Below are 26,112 nucleotides of genomic sequence, written 5' to 3'. Positions count from 1 at the left end.
CCTCGGCTCCCCCCGGAGCCCGCTGCGATGCCCCGAACTTTACGCGTCCTTTACTCGTCGGGACAAGCCCCCGTCCGCTCGGTCAGCGCGGCGCGCCCCCGTCGCGGCGCACGAGCGCCTCCCGCGCGGCGGCGAGCATCTCGGCCACCGGCGCGGACGGCACCGAGAGCATCGAGCGCACCTGCATGTCCGCCTGATGGGCGAGCATCTCGAGCCCGTCGGCGACCACCGCCCCACCTCGTGCCACCACCTCGGCGACCGGGGCCGGCCAGGGCTCGTAGAGGACGTCCAGCAGCAGTCCGGGACGCGGGAGAGCACGAGCCGAGCGCCATCGATGCGCGACGGCCAGGGCGCCGTCGATCGCGAGGGCGCTGACCACGACCGCGGCGTCGAGGGCCTCGTGATGGCGCTCCCAGGGGATGCGCTGCACCGAGATGCCGCGGGCCGCGGCGAGCTCCTCCAGCGGATCCAGCTTGTGCGGGGTCCGCGCCGTCACCAGGACCGTGCCGACCCCGAGGTCGGCCAGTGCGGCGACGGCGCTGAGGGCCGTGGCCCCGGAGCCGAGCACGGCGCCGCGCTCCGGGGCTTGCGCGCCGTGATCCCGCAGCGTCGCGACGATGCCGTGCACGTCGTGGTTCTCCGCACGCCAGCCGCCGCCCTCGCGACGGATCAGCGTGTTGGAGATGCCGAGTGCACGGGAGACGTCGTCGGCCTCCGAGGCCAGCGCGAAGGCCTCCGGCTTCCCCGGCATGGTCACGCTGAGACCCTCCAGCTCGCGACCGGGGCCCTCGGCGAGGAACTGCGCGAGCTGCCCGGCCTCCACGCGGTGGCGCCCGTAGTGCGCGTCCTCGATGCCGAGGACCTCGTGGGCACGGCGGTGGAGGACGGGTGAGAGCGAGTGGTCGATCGGCGAGCCCACCACCGCGAAGCGTCGCGGACTCATCCCCGGGACGCCTCCCAGGCGCGCCATTCCTTGACGTTCTCCTCGTGCTCGGACCAGGTGGCGGCGAACTTCGTCTCGCCGGTCTCGGTGTTCACGCTCACGAAGTACAGCCAGTCGCCGTCCGGCGGGGACACCGCCGCGTCCAGGGCATTGGTGCCGGGGGCCGCGATCGGCCCGGGCGGAAGCCCGTCGTAGCGATAGGTGTTGTAGGGATCGTCGGTCGCGCGCTCCTCGTCGCTGGTGGCCACGCTCGCGGACTTGCCGGTGACGTAGTGGACCGTGGAGTCGAACTGGAGCTTCATCGGGTCCCCGTCGGCCTCCCCCACGCCCTCGAGCCGGTTGTGGATGGTGCGCGCGACCTTCCCGTAGTCCTCCGGATCGCGCACCTCCATCTCCGCGAGCGAGGCGATCGTGAGGGTCTCGTGCCATTCGTCCTCGGGGACGCCGCGGTCGGTGAGCTGCTTCTCCATCGGGGCCCACATCATCTCGATGACGTCCTCCGCGGTGGCGTCCTCGGCGATGTCGTAGCGACCCGGCCAGAGATAGCCCTCCAGGGAGTCGGCGGCGTTCTCGGGGATCCCGTAGGCGGTGTAGTCCTCGGCGGCCTCCTCGAAGTCCTCCTCGGGGATGTCCGTCTCCTCCGCGAGCTGCTCCCAGATCTGGGTCAGGCGCCTGCCCTCGGGGATGATCACCCGGTGGCCGGCGAGGTTCGAGGAGTCCAGGAGCGCGTTGAGGGCGTCCGCGGACGTCATCTCCTGCTTCAGGCGGTAGACCCCCGGTTCGATGCCCGAGGCCTCCGGGGTGTTGGAGAACAGGTTCACGAAGGGACCGGGGGTCTTGATCACTCCCTCGTCCACGAGCGTGTCGGCGATGTCGGTGCCCGTGTCCCCGGAGGCGACCTCGACCATCACCTCGCCGCTGCCCGGTCCGGGGTACTCGGCGGCCTCCTGCTCGACGCTCACGTTGGAGGTGACCCAGCGGTATCCCTGCACGGCCCCGACTCCGATCCCGCCGAGGACCAGCAGGACCAGGAGGACGGGGAGGACGGTGCGCACGAAACCTCCGTGCTTCTTCCTCGGTGCCCGGCGCCGACCGTGATCCGTGGACCTCTCCGTGCCGCCGCTCCCCTCGTCCTGGGAGTCGGCGAGCTCGTCGAAGGAGAGGTCCTCGTCCGTCATCGGATGTCCTCCTGGGTCGGGTGCTGGGTGGTGGGGTCCTCGGCCTCCACGGCCTCGACCCTCTCCCCGGTGCGGGCCCCGGTCGACCGTTCGGTGTCCAGCGCCTGCTGGAGGATCATCACCGCGGCGACCTGGTCCACGACCTGCCGGTGCTTGCGGCCCTTGCGCCCGGAGCGGTGCAGGGCCTGGTGCGCCGACACGGTGGTCAGACGCTCGTCGATCAACCGGACCTCGGAACCGGGGGCGTCCGCGGCCATGGCGGCGACGAGTTCCGCGGCGAATTCCCGCGCCTTGTGCGCCGCGGGCCCCTCGGTGCCGTCCAGCGACCTCGGAAGCCCCACCATGATGACACGGGCCTCGAGCTCACGAACCTCCTCCGCGACGCGGCGCACGGCCGTGTCGCGCGGAAGGGTCTCGACCGGTGTGGCGATCATCCCGTCGAGATCGCTGCGCGCGAGGCCGACGCGGACATCGCCCACGTCGACACCGAGCCGGACGCCCCGGGGCAGGGCCGGGGCGTCCCCCTCCTCGTCGGCGCCGCTCATGCGCCCTGGGAGGCCAGGACCGCGTCACGCACCGCGGTGAGCGCGGCGGGGATGCGCCCGGGCTCGCCGCCGCCTCCCTGGGCCATGTCGGGCTTGCCGCCGCCGCGCCCGCCCATCGCCTCGGCGGCGCCGCGCAGGATCGTCCCGGCCGCGAGCCCGCGATCTCGGGCGGCGGCGTTGGTGGCGACGACGAGCGCGGCCCGGCCGTCCTCGTGCCCGGCGACGGCGACGGCGGTCGGCACGTCCTCGCCGAGCCGGGCGCGCAGGTCGAGAGCGAGGGTGCGCAGGTCGCCCGCGGCGATCCCCTCCCCGGCGTCGTGCGCGAGCACGCGCACCCCGCCGAGGTCCACGACGGAGTCCACCAGCGTGCCGGCCTCCGCCTGCAGCTGCTGGCCGCGCAGCGAGGCCAGCTGCTTCTCCATGTCCTTCATGCGCTGGGTGAGCGCACGGACCCGCTCGGGGAGCTCCTCGGCCGCCCCGACCTTGAGCAGCTCGGAGAGCTGGGAGACCAGCGCGTGCTCCTTGGCCTGGTGGCGGTAGGCGGACAGCCCCACCAGCGCGTCGACGCGGCGCACACCGCTGCCGATGGACGCCTCGCCCATCAGCTGCACGGTGCCGATCGCCCCGGTGCTGTCGACGTGGGTGCCTCCGCACAGCTCGCGCGACCAGTCACCGCCGATCGAGACCACGCGCACTATGTCCCCGTACTTCTCGCCGAACAGCGCCTGGGCGCCGAGCGCCTTCGCCTCGTCGATGGGCATCTGCTGATCGGTGACGCTCAGCTCCTCCTGGAGGAGCGAGTTCACCCTGCCCTCGATCTGCTCGAGCACGGACCGGGGCACCGCCTGGCCGTAGCGGAAGTCGAAGCGCATGCGGCCCGGGGAGTTCTCGGAGCCGGCCTGGGTGGCGCCGTGTCCGAGCTCCTCGCGCAGGGACTCGTGGACCATGTGGGTCGCCGTGTGCGCGCGGGCGATCGCACCGCGCCGCTCCCGGTCGATCGAGGCGACGGCCGCCGCGCCGGGGGCCACCTCGCCCTCGACCAGGCGCCCGCGGTGCACGATCAGCCCCCGCACCGGCTTCTGCACGTCGTCGACCTCGATGAGGCCTCCGCCCGCGAGGCTGATGCTGCCCTGGTCGGCGAGCTGACCACCGGACTCCGCGTAGAACGGCGTCGAGGCGAGCACGATCTCGACCTGCGCGGGCGCTCCGACCGCGTCGACCAGACCACCGTCGACCAGCACGGACTCGACGGTGGTGGTGACCGTGTCGTCGGTGTAGCCGAGGAAGGGGACCTCGCCGCCGCGCGCACTGAGCAGGCGGTTGTAGATCGCCGTGTCGGTGTGTCCGGTCTTCTTCGAGGCGGCGTCGGCCCGGGCGCGCTCACGCTGCTCCTGCATCGCGCTGCGGAAGGCCTCCGCATCGACCTGGAGCCCGACCTCTCCGGCCATCTCCATCGTCAGGTCGATCGGGAAGCCGTAGGTGTCGTGGAGGCGGAAGGCGTCCTCGCCCGAGAGCACATGGCCCCCGTCCTTCTTCACGGAGCCCGCGACCTGGTCGAAGATCGTGGTGCCGGTCTCGAGGGTGCGGCGGAACGCCTCCTCCTCGCCGTAGACGATCTCGCTGATGCGCGGGAAGTCCGCCTCGAGCTCCGAGTAGGACTCGACCATCAGGGACTTCGAGACCGGCAGCAGCTCGGGCATGGACGGCTCGGTGTAGCCGAGCAGGCGCATCGATCGGACGGCTCGGCGGATCAGACGCCGCAGCACGTAGCCGCGTCCCTCGTTGCCGGGGCGCACCCCGTCGGAGACCAGCATCAGCGCGCTGCGCACGTGGTCGCCGACGATGCGCAGGTGGACGTCGTCCTCCGTCTCGGCGCCGTAGCGGCGTCCGGAGAGCTCCTGCGCCCTCTCGATGACGCCGAAGACCTGGTCGATCTCGTACATGTTCTGCTTGCCCTGCAGGAGATAGGCGACCCGCTCGACGCCCAGGCCGGTGTCGATCGCCTTCTGGTCGAGCTCGCCCAGCAGCGGGTAGTCCTTGCCCGGACCCTCGCCGCGCAGGAACTGGTCGAACACCAGGTTCCAGAACTCGATGTAGCGGTCCTCCGCCTCGGGGCTCCCGGGCCACTCGGTCTGCTTCCCCGAGGAGGCCTCCGGGCCGTACTCGGGACCGCGGTCGTAGTGCCACTCCCCCGTCGAGCCGGCCGGTCCGGGCTGTCCGGTGTCCCAGCAGCTCTCCTCCCAGGGCAGCAGCACGATGCGCGAGGGGTCCAGGCCGATCACCTCGACGAGGTGCTGGTAGGACTCCTCGTCCTCCTCCCACAGCGTGATCCAGAGCCGCTCGGGGTCCATGCCGAAGCCGCCCTCGTCCTGCGCGGCGGTGATCAGCTCCCAGGAGAAGTCGATGGCGCCCTTCTTGAAGTAGTCGCCGAAGGAGAAGTTCCCTGCCATCTGGAAGAAGGTGCCGTGGCGGGTGGTGCGGCCGACGTTCTCGATGTCGTTGGTGCGGATGCACTTCTGCACGCTGACGGCCCGTGCGTAGGGGGCCTTCTCGGTCCCCACGATGTAGGGGATGAAGGGGACCATGCCGGCGATCGTGAACAGGATCGAGGGATCGTTCGAGACCAGCGAGGCGCTGGGGACGATCTCGTGCTGCTTCTTCTCGAAGTGCTCGAGGAAGCGCCGATGGATCTCTGAGGTGCGCATGGTCGGGAGGGTCCTTCCTGGGACACGGGCGGCGCGGAGGATCGCGCAGGAGGTCATGGGGACGCGAAGGCCCCGGTCAGGGTACCGGAGTACACCCGCCGGGGCCGTTCGTGCTGCGTCGCGAGGAGGTCAGCGCGCGTAGTACTCGACGACCATCTGGACGTCGACGGTCACGGGGACCTCGGCGCGCTTGGGGCGCGAGACGAGCTGGGCCTTCAGCTCGGGGAGCTCGACCGAGAGGTACGAGGGGACGGAGGCGAGGACGTCCGAGTTGCCGCCCTCGGCGGCGATCTGGAACGGCTCCATGGCCTGCGACTTGGGCTTGACCTGGATGGTCTGGCCCGGCTTCACGCGGAAGGAGGGGCGGTCCACCAGCTTGCCGTCGACCAGGATGTGGCGGTGCACGACGGCCTGGCGGGCCTGGAGGGTGGTGCGGGCGAAGCCGGCACGCAGGACGAGCGCGTCCAGCCGCATCTCCAGCAGCTCGACCATGCTCTCGCCGGTCAGGCCCGGCTCCTTCTTGGCGTCCAGGTAGGCGCGGTGCATCTGCTTCTCGCGGAGGCCGTACTGCGCGCGCAGACGCTGCTTCTCCTTGAGGCGGACCGCGTAGTCGGACTCGGTGCGGCGGCGACCAGGGCCGTGCCCGCCCGGGGGGTACGGGCGCTTCTCGAAGTACTTGACCGACTTCGGGGTGAGCGGGAGCCCGAGGGCTCGGGACAGGCGCGCCTGGCGGCGCGCACGGGTGACGTTGGTCACGAGGTATACCTCTTGTTCGCGTGTGGTGAATCCAGTCTTGCAGCCGCGGATTCAGCGACCCACCTTACCGCAGGCGGACCCTGCGGTCCACGGTCGACGGCGCTGGTCACATCGCGCTTCCTGTGGAGTGCCTCACGCCGCGCTCCCCGGCACCGGCCGGTCCGTCCTGCCGTGGCGTGCGGGGCGCCCCTCCCGGACCCTCTCCCGGAGCCCTGCGCCCGCCGTCCGGTCCGGGCCCCAGGGCATCAGCAGGACGGCCGCTGCGCAGGGTCAGCGCGGCGGCTCCGGCGGGGGCGTCGAGCGCAGGATGCGTCGCAGGGCCTCGAGGCGCCGCCCGGTGCGCTCCTCGTTGCCGTGGGTCCTGGGCCGGTAGTACTCCACGCCGACCAGGTCGTCCGGGGCGTACTGCTGGGCGACCACGCCGTGCGGCGCGTCGTGCGCGTACAGGTACTCGGTGCCGTGACCGAGGCTCTTCGCCCCGGAGTAATGGGCGTCGCGCAGATGCGCGGGGACCCCCTGCCCCTTCCCCTCGCGGACGTCGGCGATCGCCGCGTCCAGGGCGCGGTAGGAGGCGTTGGACTTGGGGGCGGTGGCGATGTGCACGACCGCCTGGGCCAGCGGGATGCGGCCCTCGGGCATGCCGAGCATCTGCACGGCCTGCATGGCGGAGACCGCGACCTGCAGGGCGGTCGGGTCCGCCATGCCCACCTCCTCGCTCGCGGCGATCACCACACGACGGGCGATGAAGCGCGGGTCCTCCCCCGCCTCGATCATTCGGGCCAGGTAGTGCAGGGAGGCGTCCACGTCGCTGCCCCGCATCGACTTGATGAAGGCGCTGGTGATGTCGTAGTGCTGATCGCCGGCGCGGTCGTAGCGCACGGCCGCGCGGTTGACGGCCTGGGCGAGGGTGGCGGCGTCGACCTCGCGGGAGTCCTTCATCAGCGCCGCGGCGGCGGCCGCCTCGAGAGAGGTGAGGATCTTGCGGGCGTCCCCGCCGCCCAGCCGCAGCAGCGCCTCCCGGGCGTCCTCCGCGAGGGTGACCGAGCCGGCCAGCCCGCGCTCGTCCTCGAGCGCACGGTCCACCAGCAGGTCGAGGTCCTCCCGGTCCAGCGGCTCGAGCGTGAGCACGATCGAGCGCGACAGCAGCGGGGAGATCACGGAGAAGTGCGGGTTCTCCGTGGTCGCCGCGACCAGGGTGACCCACCGGTTCTCGACGCTCGGCAGGAGCGCGTCCTGCTGGGACTTCGAGAACCGGTGGACCTCGTCCACGAACAGGACCGTCTCCCGGCCCACGGTCCGCAGCCGCGACCGGGCCTGGTCCACGACCTCGCGGATGTCCTTGACCCCGGCGAGCACGGCGGAGACCTCCACGAACTCGCGGTCACCGGACCGGGCCACGACGTAGGCGAGCGTGGTCTTCCCGGTGCCGGGCGGTCCCCACAGGATCACCGAGCTCGGTGCGGTGCGGGAGTCGTCGGTGGCGACCAGGCGCCGCAGCGGGCTGCCGGGCTCGAGCGCGGCGTGCTGACCGACGATCTCCTCGAGGCTGCGCGGGCGCATCCGCACGGCCAGCGGCGCGCGATGGTCCCGGTTGCGGTCCGAGAGGGTGCGCGGCGCGGGCTGGTCGCCGCTCAGCGAGAAGAGGTCCTCGTCCATCCCCCCAGCCTACGGCGGCGGGCCGACGGCTCGGCGCGCCGCCTCAGCCGAGGGGACCGACCTCACGGGAGACCCGCCCGGGCCAGGTGGGGCCCTCGTAGATCATCGCCGTGTAGCCCTGCACCAGATCGGCGCCGGCCGCGAGTCGATCGCGGACGTCCTGGGCGGTGGTCACCCCTCCGCAGCTGATGATCACCGATCCCTCCGGGAGGGTGGCGCGCAGCAGTCGCAGCACCTCCGTCGAGCGCGGCGCGAGCACGGGACCGGACAGGCCCCCGGCCCCGAGCCTCTCGATCATGGAGCGTTCGGTGCGCAGCGACTCCGGCCGCGCGATGGTGGTGTTCGTGGCGATCACTCCTGCCAGGCCCACCTCCGCGGCGAGCTGCGCGACGGCGCGCACATCCTCGTCGTGCAGATCGGGGGCGATCTTCACCAGCACCGGCACCTCGCGCCGGAAGCGGGTGCGGGCCGCGTCCGCCTCCTGGACCACGGCCTCGAGGATCGGGCGCAGCATCTCGACGCCCTGCAGGTCCCGCAGTCCGGGCGTGTTGGGGCTGGAGACGTTGATCGCCAGGTAGCCGGCGTAGGGCGCGAGCAGCCGGGCCGAGAAGCGGTAGTCCTCGGCGGCGTCCTCGAGCGCGGTGACCTTCGACTTCCCGATGTTCACCCCGATCAGCGCTCGCTGACCCCGCTCGGAGCGCCGTGCCCGGGCCAGGCGCTTGGCCAGCGCCTGGGCCCCGTGGTTGTTGAAGCCCATCCTGTTGACCAGCGCCCGGTCGGCGACCAGGCGGAAGGAGCGCGGACGGGGGTTGCCGGGCTGCTCCTTGGCGGTCACGGTGCCCACCTCGACGTGACCGAATCCCAGGTCGAGCAGGGCCAGAGGCACCTCGCCGTCCTTGTCGAACCCGGCCGCCAGGCCCAGCGGGCTGCGGTGCTCGGCCCCGAGGACGGTGCGGGACGGGCGAGGGTCCCGCATCGGATCCGGAGTGCCGAAGACGGAGCGCAGCAGCGCCGGGCCGCCGGGGAGGGCGTGCGCGGTCGCGAGGGCGCGCACGGTCAGGCGGTGCGCCCGCTCGGGTTCGATCCGGCGGAGGACATGACGGAAGAGGGCGTCGTAGAGCCCGTGTCGGGCGTCGTCGTGGGCGATCACGGCATCACGGTACGCGGTCAGCGGGCGTCCGCCGCGTCCACAGGTCCCCTGCGGACGCTCAGCGCCATGTAGGCCAGCGCGATCACCGGGAGCAGCAGCGGCACGTAGCCGTAGCCCTGGCCGAAGACGCTCCAGACCGTCGCGTCCGGGAAGAGCTCGGGGTCCACCACGGTGAGGGTGCCCACGACGACCACCCCGACCAGCTCGATCAGACACAGGACGCGGGCCAGCGGGGAGCGGCGACCGCCGCGCACCAGGGCGACGGTGACCGCGATGTAGGTGAGCGCGGCGAGCAGCGAGAGCCCGTAGGCGATCGGGGCGAAGGAGAAGTCGCGCAGCACCTGCACGAGGCTGCGGGCCGTCGCCGAGAGGGCGAAGATGCCGTAGACGGCGATCAGCACGATCTCGAAACCTCGACCGGCACCGCTGCCGCGGCCCGTGCGGGACGGTGTGGTGCGCGGAGCGGTCATGCGAAGCCTCCCGGCCAGATCTGGTGCAGTCTCATCAGCAGGACGACGGAGACGAGCGCCCCGATCGCGATCACCAGGCTCCCCCAGCGGCTGCGCTCGAACAGACCGACCCAGCCGCCGCCCACCGTCATCAGCAGCGCGGTGAGCAGGTAGCCGTAGAGCGTGACGCGGTCCGGCGGGATGCCGCCGGCGAGGTCCCGCAGCCCCAGCGCGAGACCGAGCACCACCCAGCCGACCGCCAGCAGCGCACAGGCACCGAGCAGCACGAGATCGGCGTTCAGCGCGCGCAGCGCGTAGTAGATCCCGAGCAGGGCGGTCACCCCGCCCAGCGCCGCGACCACGATGCTCAGCACCGTCATCGGCCGTCCGTCCTCCTCCACAGGGCGCGGACACCATGTCCGGCCCGCCCCTACGATAGAGCCATGCCCACACTCTCCTTCTCCGATGCCTCCCTACGAGACGTCACGGCCGATGTCCTTCTCCTGCCCCTGCTCGAAGGAGGTGAGGACGCCCCCGCGACCGTGCCCGGCTCCCCGGAGATCTCCGAGGTCATCGCCGGCCTGGGCGCCTCCGCCTCCCGCGGCGACCTCCACCGGATCCCGTCCTTCGGCCTGGTCGCCGCGAGCTCGCTGCTGCTGGTCGGCGTGGGTGACGAGGATCTCGCCGAGGTCTCCGACGAGGACCTCCGTCTCGCCTTCGGCGCCGCCTCCCGCTCGCTGACCGGCGTCGAGCACGCCGCCCTCGCCCTGCCCACCGGGACCGCCCCGCAGCGCGCCGCCGCTGTCGAGGGTGCGGCGCTGGGCGCCTACGCCTTCACGGCGCACAAGACCGGGACCGGCGCCTCCGCGCCGAAGCCCGCCCTCGATCGGATCACCCTGCTGAGCGACGGCGACGCCGAGGCCGCCCAGTCGGCGCTGGACCGGTCCGCGGTGCTCGCCGAGGTCCTCGACATCGTGCGCGACCTCGTCAACACCCCGCCCAACCTCCTGCACCCGGCCGAGTTCGCCCGTCGGGCGGAGGAGCTCGTCGCGGATCTGCCGCTGAGCGTCACCGTCCTGGACGAGCAGCAGCTCACCGAGGGCGGGTACGGCGGGATCGTCGGCGTCGGGCAGGGGTCGACCCGCCCGCCGCGCCTGGTGCGGCTCGAGTACGCCCCGGCCTCCGCCACGACCTCGGTGGCGCTGGTGGGCAAGGGGATCACGTTCGACACCGGCGGCATCTCCCTCAAGCCCGCTGCGGGCATGGACGACATGACCTCCGACATGACCGGCGCCGCCACCGTCCTCGCCGCCACGATCGGTGCCGCTCGCATGGGACTCGACGTGAAGGTCAGCACCTACCTCGCCCTCGCCGAGAACATGCCCGGAGGGGGCGCGCAGCGTCCCGGCGACGTGGTCACGATGCGCAACGGGAAGACCGTCGAGGTGCTCAACACCGACGCCGAGGGGCGCATGGTGATGGCCGACGCCCTGGTCGACGCCGTCGCCGAGGACCCCGATCTGGTCATGGACGTGGCCACGCTCACCGGGGCGGCCGTGGTCGCCCTCGGCAAGCGGACCGCCGGCGTGATGGGCACCGAGCAGGCCCGTGATCTGGTGATGTCCGCCGCGAGCACCACGGGCGAGCCGTTCTGGCCGCTCCCCTTCCCCGCGGAGCTGCGCGCCGACCTCACCGGCCGGGTCGCGGACCTGCGCAACATCGGCGACCGACCCGGCGGTGCGCTCTCCGCCGGGATCTTCCTCAAGGAGTTCGTGGGGGAGACCGAGTGGGCCCATCTCGACATCGCAGGGCCGGGATACGCGTCCGCCCCGCTGGGCTACATGGGCAAGGGCGCCACCGGCATGAGCGCCCGCACCGTGCTGCAGGTCCTGGAGGACGTCGCCGCCCGCTGAGCGGCGTGAGACTCACCGCATCCTCGCGGGAGGACATCCCGTCAAGCGGTGCGCCCGGCGCCGCCTGGTGCCCTAGCATGGGACACGCAGGCGGCGCCGTCGGCCCACAGGGTCAGGACGGGTCGCGGAGTACAGGTACACACCGAGGAGCACACAGGTGGCGGAGACAACCACTGACCAGTTCGACGTCGTGATCCTGGGCGGTGGCAGCGGCGGCTATGCGGCCGCGCTGCGCGGAGCCCAGCTCGGCCAGAAGATCGCCCTGGTGGAGAAGGACAAGCTCGGTGGCACCTGCCTGCACCGTGGTTGCGTCCCGACGAAGGCGATGCTGCACGTCGGCGAGCTCGCCGACGCACCGTCCGAGGCGGCCGCCGCGGGCGTCGACCTCAGCCTCAACGGCATCGATGCCGCGAAGGTGCTGGCGTTCAAGGACAAGATCATCGGGCGCCTCCACAAGGGCCTGCAGGGCCTGGTGAAGTCCCGGAAGATCGAGTACGTCGAGGGCTTCGGCACGCTCAGCGGGGCGAACACGGTCACCGTCGAGTCGGAGTCCGGGACCCGCACCCTGACCGGCAAGAACATCATCCTGGCCTCCGGCTCGTTCTCGAAGACGCTCCCGGGCATCGACCTGGGCGGCCGCTTCCTGGACTCCGAGGCCGCACTGCAGCTGCCCGAGGTCCCGAAGAACCCGATCATCCTGGGCGGCGGCGTCATCGGCGTCGAGTTCGCCTCGATCTGGAAGTCGCTCGGCGCCGAGTCCGTGACCATCGTCGAGGGACTCCCCCACCTGGTGGCCAACGAGGACGAGGCGCTGTCCAAGGCCCTCGAGCGCGCCTTCAAGAAGCGCGGCATCACCTTCTCCCTGGGCGTCTTCACCGAGAAGGCCGAGCAGACCGAGGACGGCGTCAAGGTCACCCTCGCCGACGGCAAGGTCTTCGAGGGCGACTACCTGCTGGTCGCCGTGGGTCGCGGCCCGAACACCTCGGGACTCGGCTACGAGGAGCAGGGCATCGAGATGGATCGCGGCTTCGTGCTCGCGAACAAGGAGACCCTCGAGACCAACGTCCCCGGCGTCTACGCCGTCGGCGACATCGTCCCCGGTCTCCAGCTCGCCCACCGCGGCTTCGCCCAGGGCATCTTCGTGGCCGAGCGCATCGGCGGCCTGAACCCGGCCCCGATCATCGAGTCCGGCATCGAGCGGATCACCTACTGCGAGCCGGAGCTCGGCTCGGTCGGCCTGTCCGAGAAGCAGGCCAAGGAACAGCTGGGCGAGGACGCCGTGGAGGCCTACGAGTACAACCTCGGCGGCAACGGCAAGTCCCAGATCCTCGGCACCACCGGCTTCATCAAGCTGGTGCGCGAGAAGGACGGGCCCATCATCGGCGTCCACATGATCGGCACGCGCACCTCCGAGCTGATGGGCGAGGCGCTGCTCATCGTCAACTGGGAGGCCTACCCGGAGGACGTCGCCTCCCTCATCCACGGTCACCCGTCGCAGCACGAGGCCATGGGCGAGGCGGCGCTCGCGCTCGCCGGCAAGCCCCTGCACGCCCACGCCTGAGCCTTCCCAGGAGGAGAACCCCATGTCTGAAACCGTGAAGATGCCGGCGCTCGGTGAGTCCGTCACCGAGGGCACCGTCACCCGCTGGCTGAAGTCCGTCGGCGACAGCGTCGACGTCGACGAGCCGCTGCTCGAGGTCTCGACCGACAAGGTCGACACCGAGATCCCCTCGCCCGTCGCGGGCACCATCGAGAAGATCCTGGTCGAGGAGGACGAGGACGCCGAGGTCGGCGCCGATCTCGTCGTCATCGGCGACGGCTCCGGCTCCGAGGACTCCGGATCCGACGACTCCGGCGCCCAGGAGGAGACGGACGAGGCACCCGCCGAGGGCGAGGACCTCGCCTCCGACGAGACCGTCGCCCCCTCCACCGAGGAGGAGTCCCCGGCAGAGGACGACGCCCCTGCCGAGGAGAAGAGCGAGGGGTCCTCGGGCGCCTCCGGGCCGTCCGGCGACGGCGAGGCCTCCGGCGAGGACGTCACCATGCCGGCGCTCGGCGAGTCCGTCACCGAGGGCACCGTCACCCGCTGGCTCAAGGAGGTCGGCGACAGCGTCGACGTCGACGAGCCGCTGCTCGAGGTCTCGACCGACAAGGTCGACACCGAGATCCCCTCGCCCGTCGCCGGCACCCTGCTCGAGATCCGCGTCCAGGAGGACGAGGACGCCGAGGTCGGTTCCGTGCTGGCCGTCATCGGCTCGGGCGACGCCCCGGCACCGACGTCCGAGGAGCCCGCAGCCGAGGAGGAGCCGGCCGAGGAGCCGACGGCGGAAGAGCCCAAGGCTGAGAAGCCCAAGGCTGAGAAGCCCCAGGCCGAGGAGCCCAAGGCTGAGAAGCCCACGGCGGAAGAGTCCGCGGCCGAGCAGAAGGCGCCGTCGCAGTCCTCCGCTCCGGCCCCGAAGGCCGCCGACTCCGTCTCCGGCGCCGAGTCCTCCGGCTACGTGACCCCGCTGGTGCGCAAGATGGCGGCGGAGGCCGGCGTCGACCTGTCGTCCGTGAAGGGATCCGGCCTGGGCGGCCGCATCCGCAAGCAGGACGTGCAGCAGGCGATCGATGCGCAGAAGTCGGCTGCCGCGGCTCCCGCTGCGGACTCCGCTCCCGCCTCCGCCCCGGCCGCCGCCCCGGCGAAGGTCGAGGTCTCGCCGCTGCGCGGGACCGAGGAGAAGATGAGCCGCATCCGCAAGGTCACCGCCAAGCGGATGATGGAGTCGCTGCACGGTCAGGCCCAGCTCACCACGGCGGTCGAGGTCGACATGACCCGCATCGCCAAGCTGCGCGGCCGTGCGAAGGACGCCTTCGCCCAGCGCGAGGGCGCGAAGCTCACCTTCCTGCCGTTCATCATGCAGGCCGCGGTCGAGGGTCTGAAGACCTACCCGAAGATCAACGCCTCCATCGACGAGGACGTGATCAAGTACGCGGCCAGCGAGAACATCGGCATGGCGGCGGACACCGAGCGCGGCCTGGTCGTGCCGGTGATCAAGAACTCCGGCGACCTGAACCTGGCGGGCCTGGCCCGGCAGATCGGCGATCTGGGCGCCCGGGCGAAGGGCAACAAGCTCACGCCCGACGATCTGCAGGGCGCGACCTTCACGATCACCAACACCGGATCGGGCGGGGCCCTCTGGGACACCCCGATCGTGCCGAGCCCGCAGGTCGGGATCCTCGGTTGCGGCACCATCGTCAAGCGCCCGGCGGTCATCCAGGACGCCGAGGGGGATGACGTCATCGCGGTCCGCTCGATGATGTACCTCTTCCTCTCCTACGATCATCGCCTGGTCGACGGCGGAGACGCCGCCCGCTTCCTCACCTTCATGAAGAAGCGGCTCGAAGAGGGAGCGTTCGAGGCCGAGCTGGGGCTGTGAGTCTCTGAGCGACGTCTCGTCACGACGCCCCGCGCGTTGAGGGCGACGCAGGAGCCCCGGCACCGTCGTTGATCGGTGCCGGGGCTCCGTGGCGTCCGCAGCGGAGAGGTCAGGCCCCGTCCCCGACCTAGATCTCCTCCACGCTCTCGATCAGCCAGCCCTCCCGCTCCCATCGCAGGGTCAGCAGCACGGTGACGCGCCCGGTCGCCGCGACGTCGGTGATCGCGCCGTCGGCGTCCTCGATCCGGTGCGCGGCCATCGAGGTCTCGGCCCGCAGCACGGCGACGCCGTCCGGTCCCGGGCCCTCCACCAGCTGCGCCGCATGGACCACCGGGCCTCCGCCGTGCACCTCCAGGCCGCGGTACGCGACGCGGAGGTCCTCGTCCGCGGCGAGGGCAGCGCTGTCGGCCACGGCCGCCGGCCGGTCGGAGACCCCGGTGACGAAGGCGTGCCGCGCGCCCGCCACGTCCGCCGCCAGCGACCACGGATCCTCGATCCGCGGTGGCTGCGTGCGCTCCGGCCCGTCGGCGGAGGGCGCGGCGCCGGCGCTCGTGGGCACCTCCGCGGGAGCCTGTTCCTGCCCCCACCAGAGCCCACCGCCGATCACGGCTCCCAGCAGCAGCACCGCGAGCGCGCTCGCGGAGGCGATGCGCCGCTGACGCGGCTGCGCGAGCACCTCACGCACCGCGGAGAGGTGCCGAGCCGCGGCGCGGTGCCCCCTCCGGCTGCGCGGAGGCAGCGCACGCGACGTCGGCGGACGAGTCGGGACGTGCCCCGGGCCCGGTGCCGGGTCGGGGACGGGCACCGCCGGGGGACTGCTCCCGGCCGGGGAGCGAGCCCGGTCCTGTCGGCCGCTGCCCTCTCCGACAGCTCCGGGGTCGATCCGCGCCCCGTCCCAGGGCCGGCCGGGGTGGTCCACGCGGCGGCGCAGCGTGCGCTCCTGGTCCCCGAGCACGGAGTCGACCCAGCGTCGGTCCGCCCGGCGCTCGGCGAGCCCTCTCCCGCGACGGAGGCCCGAGAGATCCAGCACCACCACTCCACCGTCCTCGCGCACGCCGAGGCCGGAGCCGGAGGGTGCACCCAGCACCCATCCCCGCTCGTGGAGCGACTCGATCAGGGCATCGAGCTCCGTCCGGGCACGGGCCAGGGCCAGGCGCTCCGCGGTGGGCGGCGTGCTGACGCCCGCGCTGCGACGCCCCGAGCGGTGCACGAGGACCGGGGCGGCCTCTCGCACGTACCCGTCGTCCTCGATCTCCAGGACGGCCGGAGCGGCCGTGATCCCGGCGACCTCGAGCGCTGCCAGCAGCTGCAGCTCCGCCCGCACCCGGGACTCCCCCTGCGAGCCGTGTCCGCGCACCTGCACGGCATCCGGGTGCTGCGGTGCTCCCCCCGGCACTTCCTCCCGCTCCCCCGGCACCTCTGCTCCCCCTGCGGGCGGCGGCCCGGGAGGCGGCCAGTGCGCTCCGCGGGAGAACCTCTCGTCGTCGACCTCGTCCATGACAGCAGTCAACCCCACCCCCGGCAGCATCTCCGCGGTCATCCACAACGCACAGGTGAGGGGCGGAGTAGCCTGGGTGGGTGCTCGACGTGATACGCCTCGGATTCAGCGAAGCCCTGCCCGGCGGGGACCGTCATCAGGAGTTCGACCTTCCCCCCGGCCCCGTCGAGTACCGCGCCGCCTGGGCGCTCCAGCGCAGTCTCCATGCGGAAGTGGTCGCCGGGGAGCGCCCCGACACCCTGCTGCTGCTCGAGCACCAGCCGGTGTACACCGCGGGGAAGCTCACCGAGGACCACGAGCGCCCGCGCGACGGGGCCGAGGTGATCGACATCGACCGCGGGGGCAAGCTCACCTGGCACGGTCCGCAGCAGCTGGTGGGCTATCCGCTGGTGAAGCTGCCGATACCGATCGACGTGGTGGGCTTCGTGCGCGACCTCGAGCGCAGCATCATCGAGGTCTGCTCCGCCGTGGGGGTGGAGGGCGTCCCCGTCCCGGGGCGCAGCGGCGTCTGGGTCGCCCCGCAGGGCGAGGACCCGCGCAAGGTGTGCGCGATCGGGATGCGGGTCTCCCGGCGGGCGACCATGCACGGCTTCGCGCTGAACTGCGCGAACGATCTCTCCTGGGCGCAGAACGTCATCCCGTGCGGCATCGACGACGCCGGGGTCACGAGCCTCACCCAGGAGGCGGGGCGCCGCGTCGCCGTGGCCGACGTCGTGGAGATCGCGGCCGAGGCGATGACCGAGCTGGTGGCGCACCGCACCTCGCCGCGGCCGGTCTGAGGCGCACGGGCACCGAGCCCGGTCGATAGACTCCATGGAACGTCGAGATGAGGAGGCATCAGGGTGACACTCGCCCCCGAAGGCCGACGCATGCTGCGCGTCGAGGCGCGCAATGCCGAGACCCCGATCGAGCGCAAGCCCGAATGGATCAAGACGCGCGCCGTGATGGGCCCGGAGTACACCGCGATGAAGAAGCGCGTGCACGGCCAGGGCCTCCACACGGTGTGCGAGGAAGCGGGATGCCCCAACATCTTCGAATGCTGGGAGGACCGCGAGGCGACCTTCCTCATCGGCGGCGACACCTGCACCCGGCGGTGCGACTTCTGCAACATCGCCACCGGCAAGCCCCTGCCGGTCGACCCGATGGAGCCGTTCAAGGTCGCGACCTCCGTGAAGGAGATGGGGCTGCGCTACTCGACCATCACCGGCGTCGCGCGCGACGACCTGGCCGACGGCGCCGCGGGCCTCTTCGCCCGCACCTGCGAGCAGATCCACGCCATGAATCCCGGCACCGGCGTCGAGCTGCTGATCGACGACATCAAGGGCTCCGGCGAGGCGCTGCAGCAGGTGTTCGAGTCCCGCCCCGAGGTGTTCGCCCACAACCTCGAGACCGTCCCGCGGATCTTCAAGCAGATCCGGCCCGCCTTCCGCTACGAGCGCTCCCTCGACGTGATCTCGATGGGCAAGGACGCCGGGATGATCACCAAGTCGAACCTGATCCTCGGGATGGGCGAGACCGATGACGAGATCCTCGAGTCGTTGCAGCGCCTGCACGACGCGGGCTGCGACATCATCACGATCACCCAGTACATGCGACCCTCGAAGCTGCACCACCCGATCGACCGCTGGGTCAAGCCCCAGCAGTTCGTCGCACTGTCCGAGGCCGCGGAGGAGATGGGCTTCCTCGCGGTCATGGCCGGGCCGATGGTCCGCTCCTCGTACCGCGCCGGGAAGCTCTGGGCGCAGGCGATGCGGAAGCTCGGCCGGGAGATCCCGGAGAACCTCCGGCATCTCGATTCGAACCAGCCCGCCCGTCAGGAAGCTGCGAGCGTCGTCGCCCGCACCCAGCAGGCCGCCGCGAGCTGACGCCCGCCAGGCCCCGAGAGGACCCACCGCCCATGGCTCGCACGTCCGAGACCAAGCCCGAGAAGGGCTCGAAGAAGAAGAACAAGAAGAACGCCGACGGCACCAAGAAGCCGGGGCGGATCAAGCAGATCGTCGAGGTGTACAAGTACACCCAGGAGATCGACCGCAGCACGCTGCCGCTGATGCTGGTCGCCGTGGCGGCCTCCGTCGTGGTCGCCGTCGTGCTGACGATGCTGATCTTCTCCAGCCCCTGGTACGGCATCTTCATGGGGCTCGCGATCGGCCTGCTGATCGCGATGATGATCCTGGCCCGCAAGGCCGAGCGCGCCGCCTTCAGCCGCATCAAGGGCCAGCCCGGCGCCCCGCTCGCCGCGATGCAGTCGATCCGGCGAGGATGGAACGTCGAGGAGGAGCCCGTCCAGATCGATCCCCGCAGCCAGAAGATGCTGTTCCGCGCCTCCGGGCGGGCCGGCATCGCGGTGGTGGCCGAGGACTCCTCCGCGCTCTCCATGAAGCTGCTGGAGAAGGAGCGCCGCAGCATCCGTCGCGTCCTCCAGCACGACAACGTGCCCGTGCACCAGATCGTGGTCGGTGACGGCGAGGGCGAGGTGCCGCTGCACAAGCTGCCCTCCCACATGCAGCGGATGAAGAAGCAGCTCACCAAGAACGAGGCGGCACAGGTCTCCAAGCGCCTGAACGCGCTCCACCGCTCGCTGCGCCAGTCGATCCCCAAGGGCGTGGATCCGATGCGCGCCCGCCCCAACCGCAAGGCGATGCGCGGGCGCTGATCGATCGCGGCTCGCGCAGGCCCCCTTCCGCTCCGACGGGAGGGGGCCTCGTCATGCCTGCGCCGTCACCCGTCCCGGCCGGCGGACGGCGGCCGGTCGCTCCGCCGCCCCTCCCCGCGGTCGACGGGAGGCGTTATCTCCCCGTGACCTCCGTGACCGTTTCGTGATCTTTTCCATCATCCCTGGTCACAGCACTCGGTGGAGCGCGCAGGACCGCAGGAGGGGACGACGCGCGAGAGCTCTCGGGACGGGCCCGAGACCTCGCCGGACCGTCGTGCGAAGCGATCAGACGGTGACGACGGCGGTCCCGGCCACCACGTCGTGCAAGGGCTGCGCATCCCGGTTCCAGAAGACGGCCGGCAGCAGCAGGAGGATCATCAGGGTGCGCACCACGGCGCGCAGCAGCATCGGCGAACGACCCCTGACCGGTCGCACCCGCACCCGCATCGCGAACTGACCCGGCGTGGCCCCGAAAAGGGTCAGGAACAGCACGTTCACCACCACGAAGAGCGCCAGGTTCGCGAGCGGGTCCCCCTGCATCGTCAGCGCCGACAGCAGAAGGCACAGTCCCCAGTCGATCACAAGGGAGACCGGGCGGCGCCAGATGGGCGCGACGGAGCCGTTGCCCTCCGCGGGCAGGCCCAGAGCCGAGCCCTTGACGTAGTCCTCCTCATGGGGAGTGCCGTCCATCCACGAGCCGAGGTCCTTGCGATCGATCACGCCCCCGACCCTAGTTCCCGCGGCTGGGAGCCGGAGGTCTCCCGCAGGTGCCGCGCACCACTGCGCCTAGACTTGGCCTCACCCGAGTCCGGGCCCCGTGCGGGTCCTCGGTGCTCGCCAGGAGACGCCCCTCGGGGTCAGACAGCACAAGACGCGCCGAACGGCGCGGATGGAGGAGATGTGTTCAACAATCCCAGCGAGGTCGCGAAGTACGTCGAGGAAGAGGGCGTCGAGTTCATCGACATCCGCTTCTGCGACCTTCCCGGCATCATGCAGCACTTCAACATCCCCGCGAGCACCTTCGACGAGGAGGCCATCGCCACCGGGCAGCTCTTCGACGGCTCCTCGATCCGCGGGTTCCAGGCGATCCATGAGTCGGACATGAAGCTGGTCCCGGATCTGGAGACCGCCTACCTGGATCCGTTCCGCGAGCGCAAGACGCTCATCATCAACTTCTCGATCGTCGATCCTTTCACCGACGAGCCCTACTCCCGGGATCCGCGCACCGTCGCGTCGAAGGCCGAGGAGTACCTGAAGTCCACCGGCATCGCCGACACCGCGCTGTTCGCCGCCGAGGCGGAGTTCTACATCTTCGACGACGTGCGCTTCAAGACCTCGGTCAACTCCGGCTTCTACAGCATCGACTCCGACGAGGCGGTGTGGAACACCGACCGCGACGAGTCCGAGTTCGGCGGCAACCAGGGCTACAAGACCCGCCTCAAGGGCGGCTACTTCCCGATCCCGCCGAACGACCAGATGGCGGATCTGCGCGACGAGATCTGCTCGGTCCTCGAGGACACCGGCCTGCAGGTCGAGCGCGCCCACCACGAGGTCGGCACCGCCGGTCAGCAGGAGATCAACTACCGCTTCAACACCCTGCTGAACGCGGCCGATGACGTCATGAAGTTCAAGTACGTCGTCAAGAGCACCGTGTGGGACGCAGGCAAGACCGCGACCTTCATGCCCAAGCCCCTGTTCGGCGACAACGGCTCGGGCATGCACACCCACCAGTCGCTGTGGAAGGACGGCGAGCCGCTGTTCTTCGACGAGCGCGGCTACGGCGGCCTCTCCGACATCGCCCGCTGGTACATCGGCGGCATCATCGAGCACTCCCCCGCGCTGACCGCGTTCACCAACCCCACGGTGAACTCCTTCAAGCGCCTGGTGCCCGGCTTCGAGGCCCCGGTGAACATGGTCTACTCGGCCCGCAACCGCTCGGCCGCGATCCGCATCCCGGTCACCGGCTCCTCCCCGAAGGCCAAGCGCATCGAGTTCCGTGCGCCGGACCCCTCGGCCAACCCGTACCTGTCCTTCGCCGCGCAGCTGATGGCCGGCATCGACGGCATCCGCAACCGCATCGAGCCGCCCGAGCCGATCGACAAGGACCTCTACGAGCTGCCCCCGGAGGAGCACGCGCAGATCCGTCAGCTCCCGGACTCGCTCGGCGCCGCCCTGGACGCCCTCGAGGCGGACCACGACTTCCTCACCGAGGGCGACGTGTTCCCCGAGGACCTCATCTCGACCTGGATCGAGCTCAAGCGCACCACGGAGATCGATCCGTTCCGCTACCGCCCGCACCCCCACGAGTTCGAGCTGTACTACGACATCTGAGCCGCGAGGCCAGGTCGACGGACGGCCCGCACGCTCCCGGATCCCGGGGGCGTGCGGGCCGTTCCGCTGCCCGGGCACCCCGGGCACGGAGGCTCAGAACGGCCCGGGCGCGGTGCCACGGCGCCGGGGAGGCAACGGTGCCCTCGGCGGACCGTCAGCGACTCAGCTCTCCGGGTCGTCCCCGAACACCCGCACCTCCTGGGCGCAGCGGCAGGCGACGGCGATCCTCCTCGCCCACTCGATCGCCTCGTCGCGCGTGCCGACCTCGAGCACGGCATAGCCGCCCTCGATCCGACGCGTCTCGGGGTAGGTGCCCTCGAGCACGGTGCCGGCACCGTCGACCCTCACGGGTGGGATGCTCCCGTCGATACCACCGCCGACCACCCAGACCCCGGCATCCCTGGCGTCGCGGACCACGGCGTGGGAGTCCGCGACGACGTCCGGCATCTCCTGCTCGGAGACGGTCATCGCGCTGCTGGGGAAGGAGATGAGGTACTTCGACATCGGATCGGCCTCTCGTCGGTCCCGGCGCACGGTCCTCGCGGGGGCGCGGTGGGGGTCGGAAGTCTCCTCCCTTCCGCTGCCGGACGCCAGGGCAGGGCTCCTGACATGGTCGGAAGCTCGGCTCCGCACGAGATGGCCGAGGCTCTCCGGACAGGTCGTGTCCGCGCTGCTCCCTACGATGGGGACCCTCTCGCACCGCCGCCACGAACGCCAGGAGACCCCATGACCATTCTCGTCACCGGAGCGACCGGGACCATCGGTCGGGCCCTCGTCCGCGCCCTGACGGAGCGCGGACAGCACGTCCGAGCCCTGAGCAGGGACCCGAGCACCGCCGATCTGCCCACGGAGGTGGAGGTGGTCCAGGGAGACCTGACGGATCCACCGAGCCTCGCCGCCGCTCTCGACGGCGTGAGCGCGGTGCACCTGATCGGCTTCGATGCACCGCGCGGCGCCGGAGGCGGTGACGCCCTCACGACGGCTCCCGCCGTCGTCGAGGCCGCCGAACGCGCCGGGGTACGGCGCGCGACCGTGCTGCACAACGGGATCCCGGGGGGAATGGACGCGGCCGTGCAGCACTCGTCCCTGGAGTGGACCGTGCTGGCCCCGGTGGGGTTCATGGCCAATGCGCTGTGGTGGGCGGAGGCCATCCGCACCGAGGCAGAGGTCGCCGAGCCTCGGGGCGACAGCCGCGGCGCGATCGTCCACGAGGCCGATGTCGCGGACGTCGCCGCCACCGCGCTCACCGAGGCCGGCCACGGCGGACGGAGCTACGTGATCACGGGTCCCGAGGCCGTGTCCACGGCGGAGCAGGTGAGCATCCTCGCCGAGGCGATCGGACAGGAGATCACCTTTCGCGAGCTGAGCGACGAGGAGGCCATCGAACGCTGGCGCTCCTGGGGATTCGACGACGAGGCCGTCGAGTTCATGACGTGGACCTGGGAGAGCCCGATCGGAGCGACCCCGACGGACACGGTGCAGCGAGTCGCCGGAGGGCCGGGGCGCACCTTCGCGCAGTGGGCCGCGGAGAACGCGGAGCAGTTCCGGTGAGCCGCCCCGCCGAGCGGAGCACGGAGCGGTCCCGGAGGGTGCTCCCGCCGGCGGACCTCAGCCCGCCACCAGGTCCCTCCGGCGCAGCGCGAGCAGTCCGAGCAGCACGAGCAGGACGGCCAGAGCGCCCATCACCAGCAGCGGTCCAGGGTCGAGGTCCTCGGAGGGGACCAGGGACACGTGCTCCAGCGGGGAGAGGTCCCGTGCCCAGCCCGGCATGCCCAGGAGGTCGCCGAGGAAGGTGACCAGCGCCGTGTAGATCACCAGCAGCCAGGCGAGGCCGGTGAGGCGGTGGCCGAGGCCGTAGAGCGCGAGCGCGAACGCCGTGTACAGCGCGATCGCCGGCAGGTAGGCGAGGGAGGCGAGGGTCAGCTCCCCGATCCAGGAGGCGTCCTCGGTGGCCTGCCAGACCCCGAGCCCGACGCCGAGACCGAGCAGCGCCTGCATCACGACGATCTGGAGCAGGACCACCACGAACCAGCCCAGTGCGAGGGCGAGTCGCGAGGTGCCGGCCAGGAGGACCCCAGCGAGACGCCCCTCCTGCTCGTCCGTGCGCATCCGCAGCACGCCCGAGACGCCCAGGCCGATGGGGCCGATCGTGAGCATGGTGAGGATGAAGGCGGAGAAGGAGCCGGTGAGATCATCGATCGTGATCGGCGCCCACTCCCCGATCGCCGGCGTCTCCGCGAAGAAGTCCGTCAGCGAGGAGGCCAGCGAGCCGAAGGCGATCGCGAACAGGAACAGGCCGATGCCCCAGGCGATCATCATGGGCGTGACCAGGCGCCGGGCCAGGCCCCCAGGGGCGAGCAGGGCCGCGGAGGCGCCGCCGGGGCCGGGGGCGGGCGCGCGCAGTCCTGCGCCGACGTCCCGGCGACGGGACAGGGCGCCGGCGAGCACCAGCAGCAGGACGATCGCGGCCACGGAGACCAGCAGCGGCCACCAGCGCAGGTCCACGTAGATGCGGGTCTGCTGCGCCCAGGCCAGGGGCGAGGTCCAGGACAGCCACGAGCCCTGGCGGTCGATCACGTCCCCGACCCCGCGCACCATGAAGGCGAGGGCGAGAACGCCCAACGCCATCCCGGAGGCGCTGCCGGCATGCTCGGTGAGCTGGGCCGTGACCGCAGCGATGGCGGCGAACATCAGACCCGTCAGCGCGGTGGCGAGGCCGAGGGCCAGAGCTCCGGTGACCTCGCTGCCCACCACGAGGGCGCCGACCGCGACAGCGGCGCCGACTGCGAGATTCGCCAGTGCGACGATGGCGAGCGCGGCGGCGGGGGCGGCGAGCCGTCCGGTGGGAAGGGCGCGAGTCATCTCGAGCCGCCCGGCCTCCTCCTCCGCGCGGGTGTGGCGCACGGTCAGCAGGATGCTCATGATGGCGACCGCGAGCAGGAGGTACAGCACCAGCTCGTTGGCGACCATCGCCCAGAAGGTGTATTGGTCGTGCGCGAAGTAGGGACCGGTCATCATGACCGCGGAGGGGTTGTCCAACAGCATCGCGCGCGCGTCGAGGGCGCGCTGGTCCGGGTAGGCCTCCTCCATCGCGAGGATCGAGGAGGGCACGAGCGCGAGCATCGCGAGCGTCCAGATGATGATCTGACGGCGGGAGATGCGCCCGTAGAGGCGCACCAGCGCTGCCAGTCCCGTCAGCGGGGCGGCGGAGTCGGGCGCACGGCGGTGCGTCGGCGCACCGGCGTCGCGGGTCGCGGTGCTCATGAGCTCCCCTCCTCGCCATCCTGCGTGCGGAGATCGTCGCCGTAATGGCGCAGGAAGAGATCCTCGAGCGACGGCGGCGTGATGGTCAGGCCGGTGACCCCCATCCGGGTGAGCACGGGCAGCACCTCGTGCAGGGCCGCGTCGTCGACGTCGAAGCGCAGATGGTCCCCGTCGGCGCTGAGGTCGTGCACGCCCGGGAGCGCCGCGAGCGGGGCGGGATCGGCCGTGGTGGTGGCGGCGACCGTGGAACGGGTGAGGTGGCGCAGCTGCGCCAGGGTGCCGGTCTCGACGTCCTCGCCCGAGCGGATGATCGTCACCGTGTCGCAGAGCTTCTCGACCTCGGCCAGGATGTGGCTGGAGAGCAGCACCGTGCGTCCGTCCGCGCGCAGGCGGCTCACCTCGTCGGTGAAGATCGCCTCCATCAGCGGGTCGAGACCGGAGGTGGGCTCGTCCATGATGTAGAGCTCCACGTCCCGGGAGAGCGCCGCGACCAGGGACACCTTCTGCCGATTGCCCTTGGAGTAGGTGCGGGCGCGTTTGGTGGGGTCGAGCTCGAAGCGTTCGACGAGCTCCTCTCGGCGGCGCCGGTGCGCGGTGCCCTGCTCGCCCTGGGTGAGCACGTCGATCGCCTCTCCCCCGGTGAGGTTCGGCCAGAGATTGGTGTCCCCGGGCACGTACGCGAGCTGCCGGTGGATCCCGACGGCCTCCTTCCAGGGGTCCCGGCCGAGCACCTCGGCCTCTCCGGAGGTCGCCTTCAGCAGTCCCAGCAGGATGCGGATGGTGGTGGACTTCCCTGCTCCGTTGGGGCCCAGGAAGCCGGTGACCTGGCCGCGGGGCACGGTGAGGCTGAAGCCGTCGAGCGCGCGGGTGGCGCCGAAGGTCTTGGTGAGGTCGCGGACCACGACGGCGGCGTCGCCCCGGTCGCTCGCGCGGGGCGCGCGCACGGGGCCGGCAGGGCGGTCGGGGGTGTCGGTCGTGTCGGTGGTGGTCATGGCATTCTCCCGTCGGTCGTGGGCGGCGCGGCGGTGCTGCCCTGGTCAGTGGCGAGATAGGCGTCGAGCATCGAGCTGTCCGCCAGCAGGGGCTCGGTGTACAGCTCGAGCACGGGCGGCAGGAGCGCCTCGGAGTAGGCGCGGAGCCAGGCGGGGAGCTCCTCGAGGTCCAGGTGCTCGCGCTGTGCGGGCAGCTGGAGCAGCAGCGCACCGAGAGTCATCTCGATGAGCACCCGGGCACGCGCCGCGGGATCGCGACTGGGAGTGATCAGGCCCGCGCGGACGCCCTGTTCGATGTACTCCTGCGCGTCGGCGACGAAGCGCCCCACCAGCTGGTGGGCCAGCGGGCCGCCGGCCTGCAGTCGCCGCAGCACGTAGCCCACGATGGGCGCGTACCGCTCGGCCTCCGCCATCTGGGCGAGCATGACGCCCGATCCCCCGGCCATGACCTCGAGCTTCTGCTCCCGTGTGACCTCCAAGGCACGCCGGTCGCAGGAGGCGAGGAGCTGATCGCGGGATCCGTAGTGATGGATGATCAGCCCGGCGCTGACCCCGGCGTCCTGGGCGACGGCGCGCAGCGGCGCCGCGAGACCGTCGACGGCGAAGCGTCGCAGCGCGGCCCGGAGGATCCGCTCCTCGGCGGGCGGTCTCGGTTCCACG

Annotated in this window: 23 protein-coding genes; 8 read left to right on the top strand and 15 right to left on the bottom strand. The window is 71.6% G+C overall.

The window, feature by feature from the left end:
• Nucleotides 1-82: 82 nt before the first annotated feature.
• The 9 genes from ACT3SP_RS02825 to ACT3SP_RS02785 all read right to left on the bottom strand — a co-directional run bounded on the left by ACT3SP_RS02825 (nucleotide 83) and on the right by ACT3SP_RS02785 (nucleotide 9,762).
• A complete protein-coding gene (locus ACT3SP_RS02825) occupies nucleotides 83-943 on the bottom strand; it encodes a shikimate dehydrogenase (RefSeq protein ID WP_444585718.1) in 861 nt (286 codons plus the stop codon).
• Nucleotides 940-2,121 carry an endolytic transglycosylase MltG gene (gene mltG, locus ACT3SP_RS02820; RefSeq protein WP_444585717.1) on the bottom strand — a complete coding sequence of 394 codons (1,182 nt, stop codon included), beginning with the start codon at nucleotides 2,119-2,121 and terminating at the stop codon, nucleotides 940-942. Before mltG ends, ACT3SP_RS02825 begins: the two co-directional genes overlap by 4 nt.
• Complete coding sequence (gene ruvX / locus ACT3SP_RS02815; RefSeq protein ID WP_444585716.1) at nucleotides 2,118-2,666, bottom strand: Holliday junction resolvase RuvX; 549 nt, start codon at nucleotides 2,664-2,666, stop codon at nucleotides 2,118-2,120. The genes mltG and ruvX overlap by 4 nt, the downstream gene beginning before the upstream one ends.
• Nucleotides 2,663-5,371, bottom strand: a complete 2,709-nt coding sequence (gene alaS / locus ACT3SP_RS02810) for an alanine--tRNA ligase (protein ID WP_444585715.1) — start codon at nucleotides 5,369-5,371, stop codon at nucleotides 2,663-2,665. Before alaS ends, ruvX begins: the two co-directional genes overlap by 4 nt.
• A gap of 129 nt (nucleotides 5,372-5,500) precedes the next feature.
• A complete protein-coding gene (gene rpsD / locus ACT3SP_RS02805) occupies nucleotides 5,501-6,127 on the bottom strand; it encodes a 30S ribosomal protein S4 (RefSeq protein ID WP_444585714.1) in 627 nt (208 codons plus the stop codon).
• 270 nt (nucleotides 6,128-6,397) lie between these two features.
• Nucleotides 6,398-7,783: a replication-associated recombination protein A gene (locus tag ACT3SP_RS02800; protein ID WP_444585713.1), complete on the bottom strand. Its 1,386-nt coding sequence runs from the start codon at nucleotides 7,781-7,783 to the stop codon at nucleotides 6,398-6,400.
• A 43-nt stretch (nucleotides 7,784-7,826) separates the two neighbouring features.
• Nucleotides 7,827-8,933 (bottom strand): quinone-dependent dihydroorotate dehydrogenase, encoded by a 1,107-nt coding sequence (locus tag ACT3SP_RS02795; protein WP_444585712.1) that lies wholly within the window; start codon nucleotides 8,931-8,933, stop codon nucleotides 7,827-7,829.
• 17 nt (nucleotides 8,934-8,950) lie between these two features.
• Nucleotides 8,951-9,403: a hypothetical protein gene (locus ACT3SP_RS02790; protein WP_444585711.1), complete on the bottom strand. Its 453-nt coding sequence runs from the start codon at nucleotides 9,401-9,403 to the stop codon at nucleotides 8,951-8,953.
• Nucleotides 9,400-9,762, bottom strand: coding sequence for a hypothetical protein (locus tag ACT3SP_RS02785; protein ID WP_444585710.1), 363 nt, complete (start codon nucleotides 9,760-9,762; stop codon nucleotides 9,400-9,402). The genes ACT3SP_RS02790 and ACT3SP_RS02785 overlap by 4 nt, the downstream gene beginning before the upstream one ends.
• Before the next feature lie 63 nt (nucleotides 9,763-9,825).
• Here ACT3SP_RS02785 and ACT3SP_RS02780 point away from each other — a divergent pair, with 63 nt between their 5' ends.
• The 3 genes from ACT3SP_RS02780 (at nucleotide 9,826) to sucB (ending at nucleotide 14,714) form a co-directional block, all read left to right on the top strand.
• Complete coding sequence (locus ACT3SP_RS02780) at nucleotides 9,826-11,295, top strand: leucyl aminopeptidase (RefSeq protein ID WP_444585709.1); 1,470 nt, start codon at nucleotides 9,826-9,828, stop codon at nucleotides 11,293-11,295.
• Nucleotides 11,296-11,452: 157 nt separating this feature from the next.
• Nucleotides 11,453-12,856, top strand: coding sequence for a dihydrolipoyl dehydrogenase (gene lpdA / locus ACT3SP_RS02775; RefSeq protein ID WP_444585708.1), 1,404 nt, complete (start codon nucleotides 11,453-11,455; stop codon nucleotides 12,854-12,856).
• 22 nt (nucleotides 12,857-12,878) lie between these two features.
• Complete coding sequence (sucB, locus tag ACT3SP_RS02770) at nucleotides 12,879-14,714, top strand: 2-oxoglutarate dehydrogenase, E2 component, dihydrolipoamide succinyltransferase (protein ID WP_444585707.1); 1,836 nt, start codon at nucleotides 12,879-12,881, stop codon at nucleotides 14,712-14,714.
• Between the two features lie 127 nt (nucleotides 14,715-14,841).
• Here the strand turns inward: sucB and ACT3SP_RS02765 are convergent, their stop codons facing one another.
• On the bottom strand, nucleotides 14,842-16,212 hold the full coding sequence (locus ACT3SP_RS02765) for a hypothetical protein (RefSeq protein ID WP_444585706.1): 1,371 nt from the start codon (nucleotides 16,210-16,212) through the stop codon (nucleotides 14,842-14,844).
• 80 nt (nucleotides 16,213-16,292) lie between these two features.
• On the opposite strand from ACT3SP_RS02765, the gene lipB reads away from it, so the two are divergent.
• The 3 genes from lipB (at nucleotide 16,293) to ACT3SP_RS02750 (ending at nucleotide 18,865) form a co-directional block, all read left to right on the top strand.
• A complete protein-coding gene (gene lipB, locus ACT3SP_RS02760) occupies nucleotides 16,293-16,991 on the top strand; it encodes a lipoyl(octanoyl) transferase LipB (protein WP_444585705.1) in 699 nt (232 codons plus the stop codon).
• 63 nt (nucleotides 16,992-17,054) lie between these two features.
• Nucleotides 17,055-18,077: a lipoyl synthase gene (lipA, locus tag ACT3SP_RS02755; RefSeq protein ID WP_444585704.1), complete on the top strand. Its 1,023-nt coding sequence runs from the start codon at nucleotides 17,055-17,057 to the stop codon at nucleotides 18,075-18,077.
• Between the two features lie 32 nt (nucleotides 18,078-18,109).
• Nucleotides 18,110-18,865 (top strand): DUF4191 domain-containing protein, encoded by a 756-nt coding sequence (locus ACT3SP_RS02750; protein WP_444585703.1) that lies wholly within the window; start codon nucleotides 18,110-18,112, stop codon nucleotides 18,863-18,865.
• Nucleotides 18,866-19,150: 285 nt separating this feature from the next.
• Here the strand turns inward: ACT3SP_RS02750 and ACT3SP_RS02745 are convergent, their stop codons facing one another.
• A complete protein-coding gene (locus ACT3SP_RS02745) occupies nucleotides 19,151-19,585 on the bottom strand; it encodes an RDD family protein (RefSeq protein WP_444585702.1) in 435 nt (144 codons plus the stop codon).
• A gap of 180 nt (nucleotides 19,586-19,765) precedes the next feature.
• Between ACT3SP_RS02745 and glnA the strand changes: the two genes are divergently transcribed.
• Complete coding sequence (glnA, locus tag ACT3SP_RS02740) at nucleotides 19,766-21,196, top strand: type I glutamate--ammonia ligase (protein ID WP_444585701.1); 1,431 nt, start codon at nucleotides 19,766-19,768, stop codon at nucleotides 21,194-21,196.
• 162 nt (nucleotides 21,197-21,358) lie between these two features.
• On the opposite strand, the gene ACT3SP_RS02735 is transcribed toward glnA, so the two are convergent.
• The gene (locus tag ACT3SP_RS02735; protein ID WP_444585700.1) at nucleotides 21,359-21,700 is read right to left on the bottom strand and encodes a YciI family protein; all 342 of its coding nucleotides are present in this window, start codon (nucleotides 21,698-21,700) and stop codon (nucleotides 21,359-21,361) included.
• Between the two features lie 222 nt (nucleotides 21,701-21,922).
• On the opposite strand from ACT3SP_RS02735, the gene ACT3SP_RS02730 reads away from it, so the two are divergent.
• Nucleotides 21,923-22,747, top strand: coding sequence for an NAD(P)H-binding protein (locus tag ACT3SP_RS02730; RefSeq protein ID WP_444585699.1), 825 nt, complete (start codon nucleotides 21,923-21,925; stop codon nucleotides 22,745-22,747).
• A 57-nt stretch (nucleotides 22,748-22,804) separates the two neighbouring features.
• Here the strand turns inward: ACT3SP_RS02730 and ACT3SP_RS02725 are convergent, their stop codons facing one another.
• From ACT3SP_RS02725 to ACT3SP_RS02715, 3 genes are read right to left on the bottom strand one after another with little or no spacing between them, the layout of a single operon-like run.
• Nucleotides 22,805-24,460, bottom strand: a complete 1,656-nt coding sequence (locus ACT3SP_RS02725; protein ID WP_444585698.1) for an ABC transporter permease — start codon at nucleotides 24,458-24,460, stop codon at nucleotides 22,805-22,807.
• The gene (locus ACT3SP_RS02720; RefSeq protein WP_444585697.1) at nucleotides 24,457-25,452 is read right to left on the bottom strand and encodes an ABC transporter ATP-binding protein; all 996 of its coding nucleotides are present in this window, start codon (nucleotides 25,450-25,452) and stop codon (nucleotides 24,457-24,459) included. The genes ACT3SP_RS02725 and ACT3SP_RS02720 overlap by 4 nt, the downstream gene beginning before the upstream one ends.
• Complete coding sequence (locus ACT3SP_RS02715; protein WP_444585696.1) at nucleotides 25,449-26,111, bottom strand: TetR family transcriptional regulator; 663 nt, start codon at nucleotides 26,109-26,111, stop codon at nucleotides 25,449-25,451. Before ACT3SP_RS02715 ends, ACT3SP_RS02720 begins: the two co-directional genes overlap by 4 nt.
• Nucleotide 26,112 lies beyond the last annotated feature (1 nt).

Origin of the sequence: Brachybacterium sp. AOP43-C2-M15, assembly GCF_052446295.1 — a bacterium.
Classification (GTDB): Bacteria; Actinomycetota; Actinomycetes; order Actinomycetales; family Dermabacteraceae; genus Brachybacterium.
The sequence above is the reverse complement of the archived record's forward strand: the minus strand, read 5'-3'. Positions and strand labels throughout refer to the sequence as shown.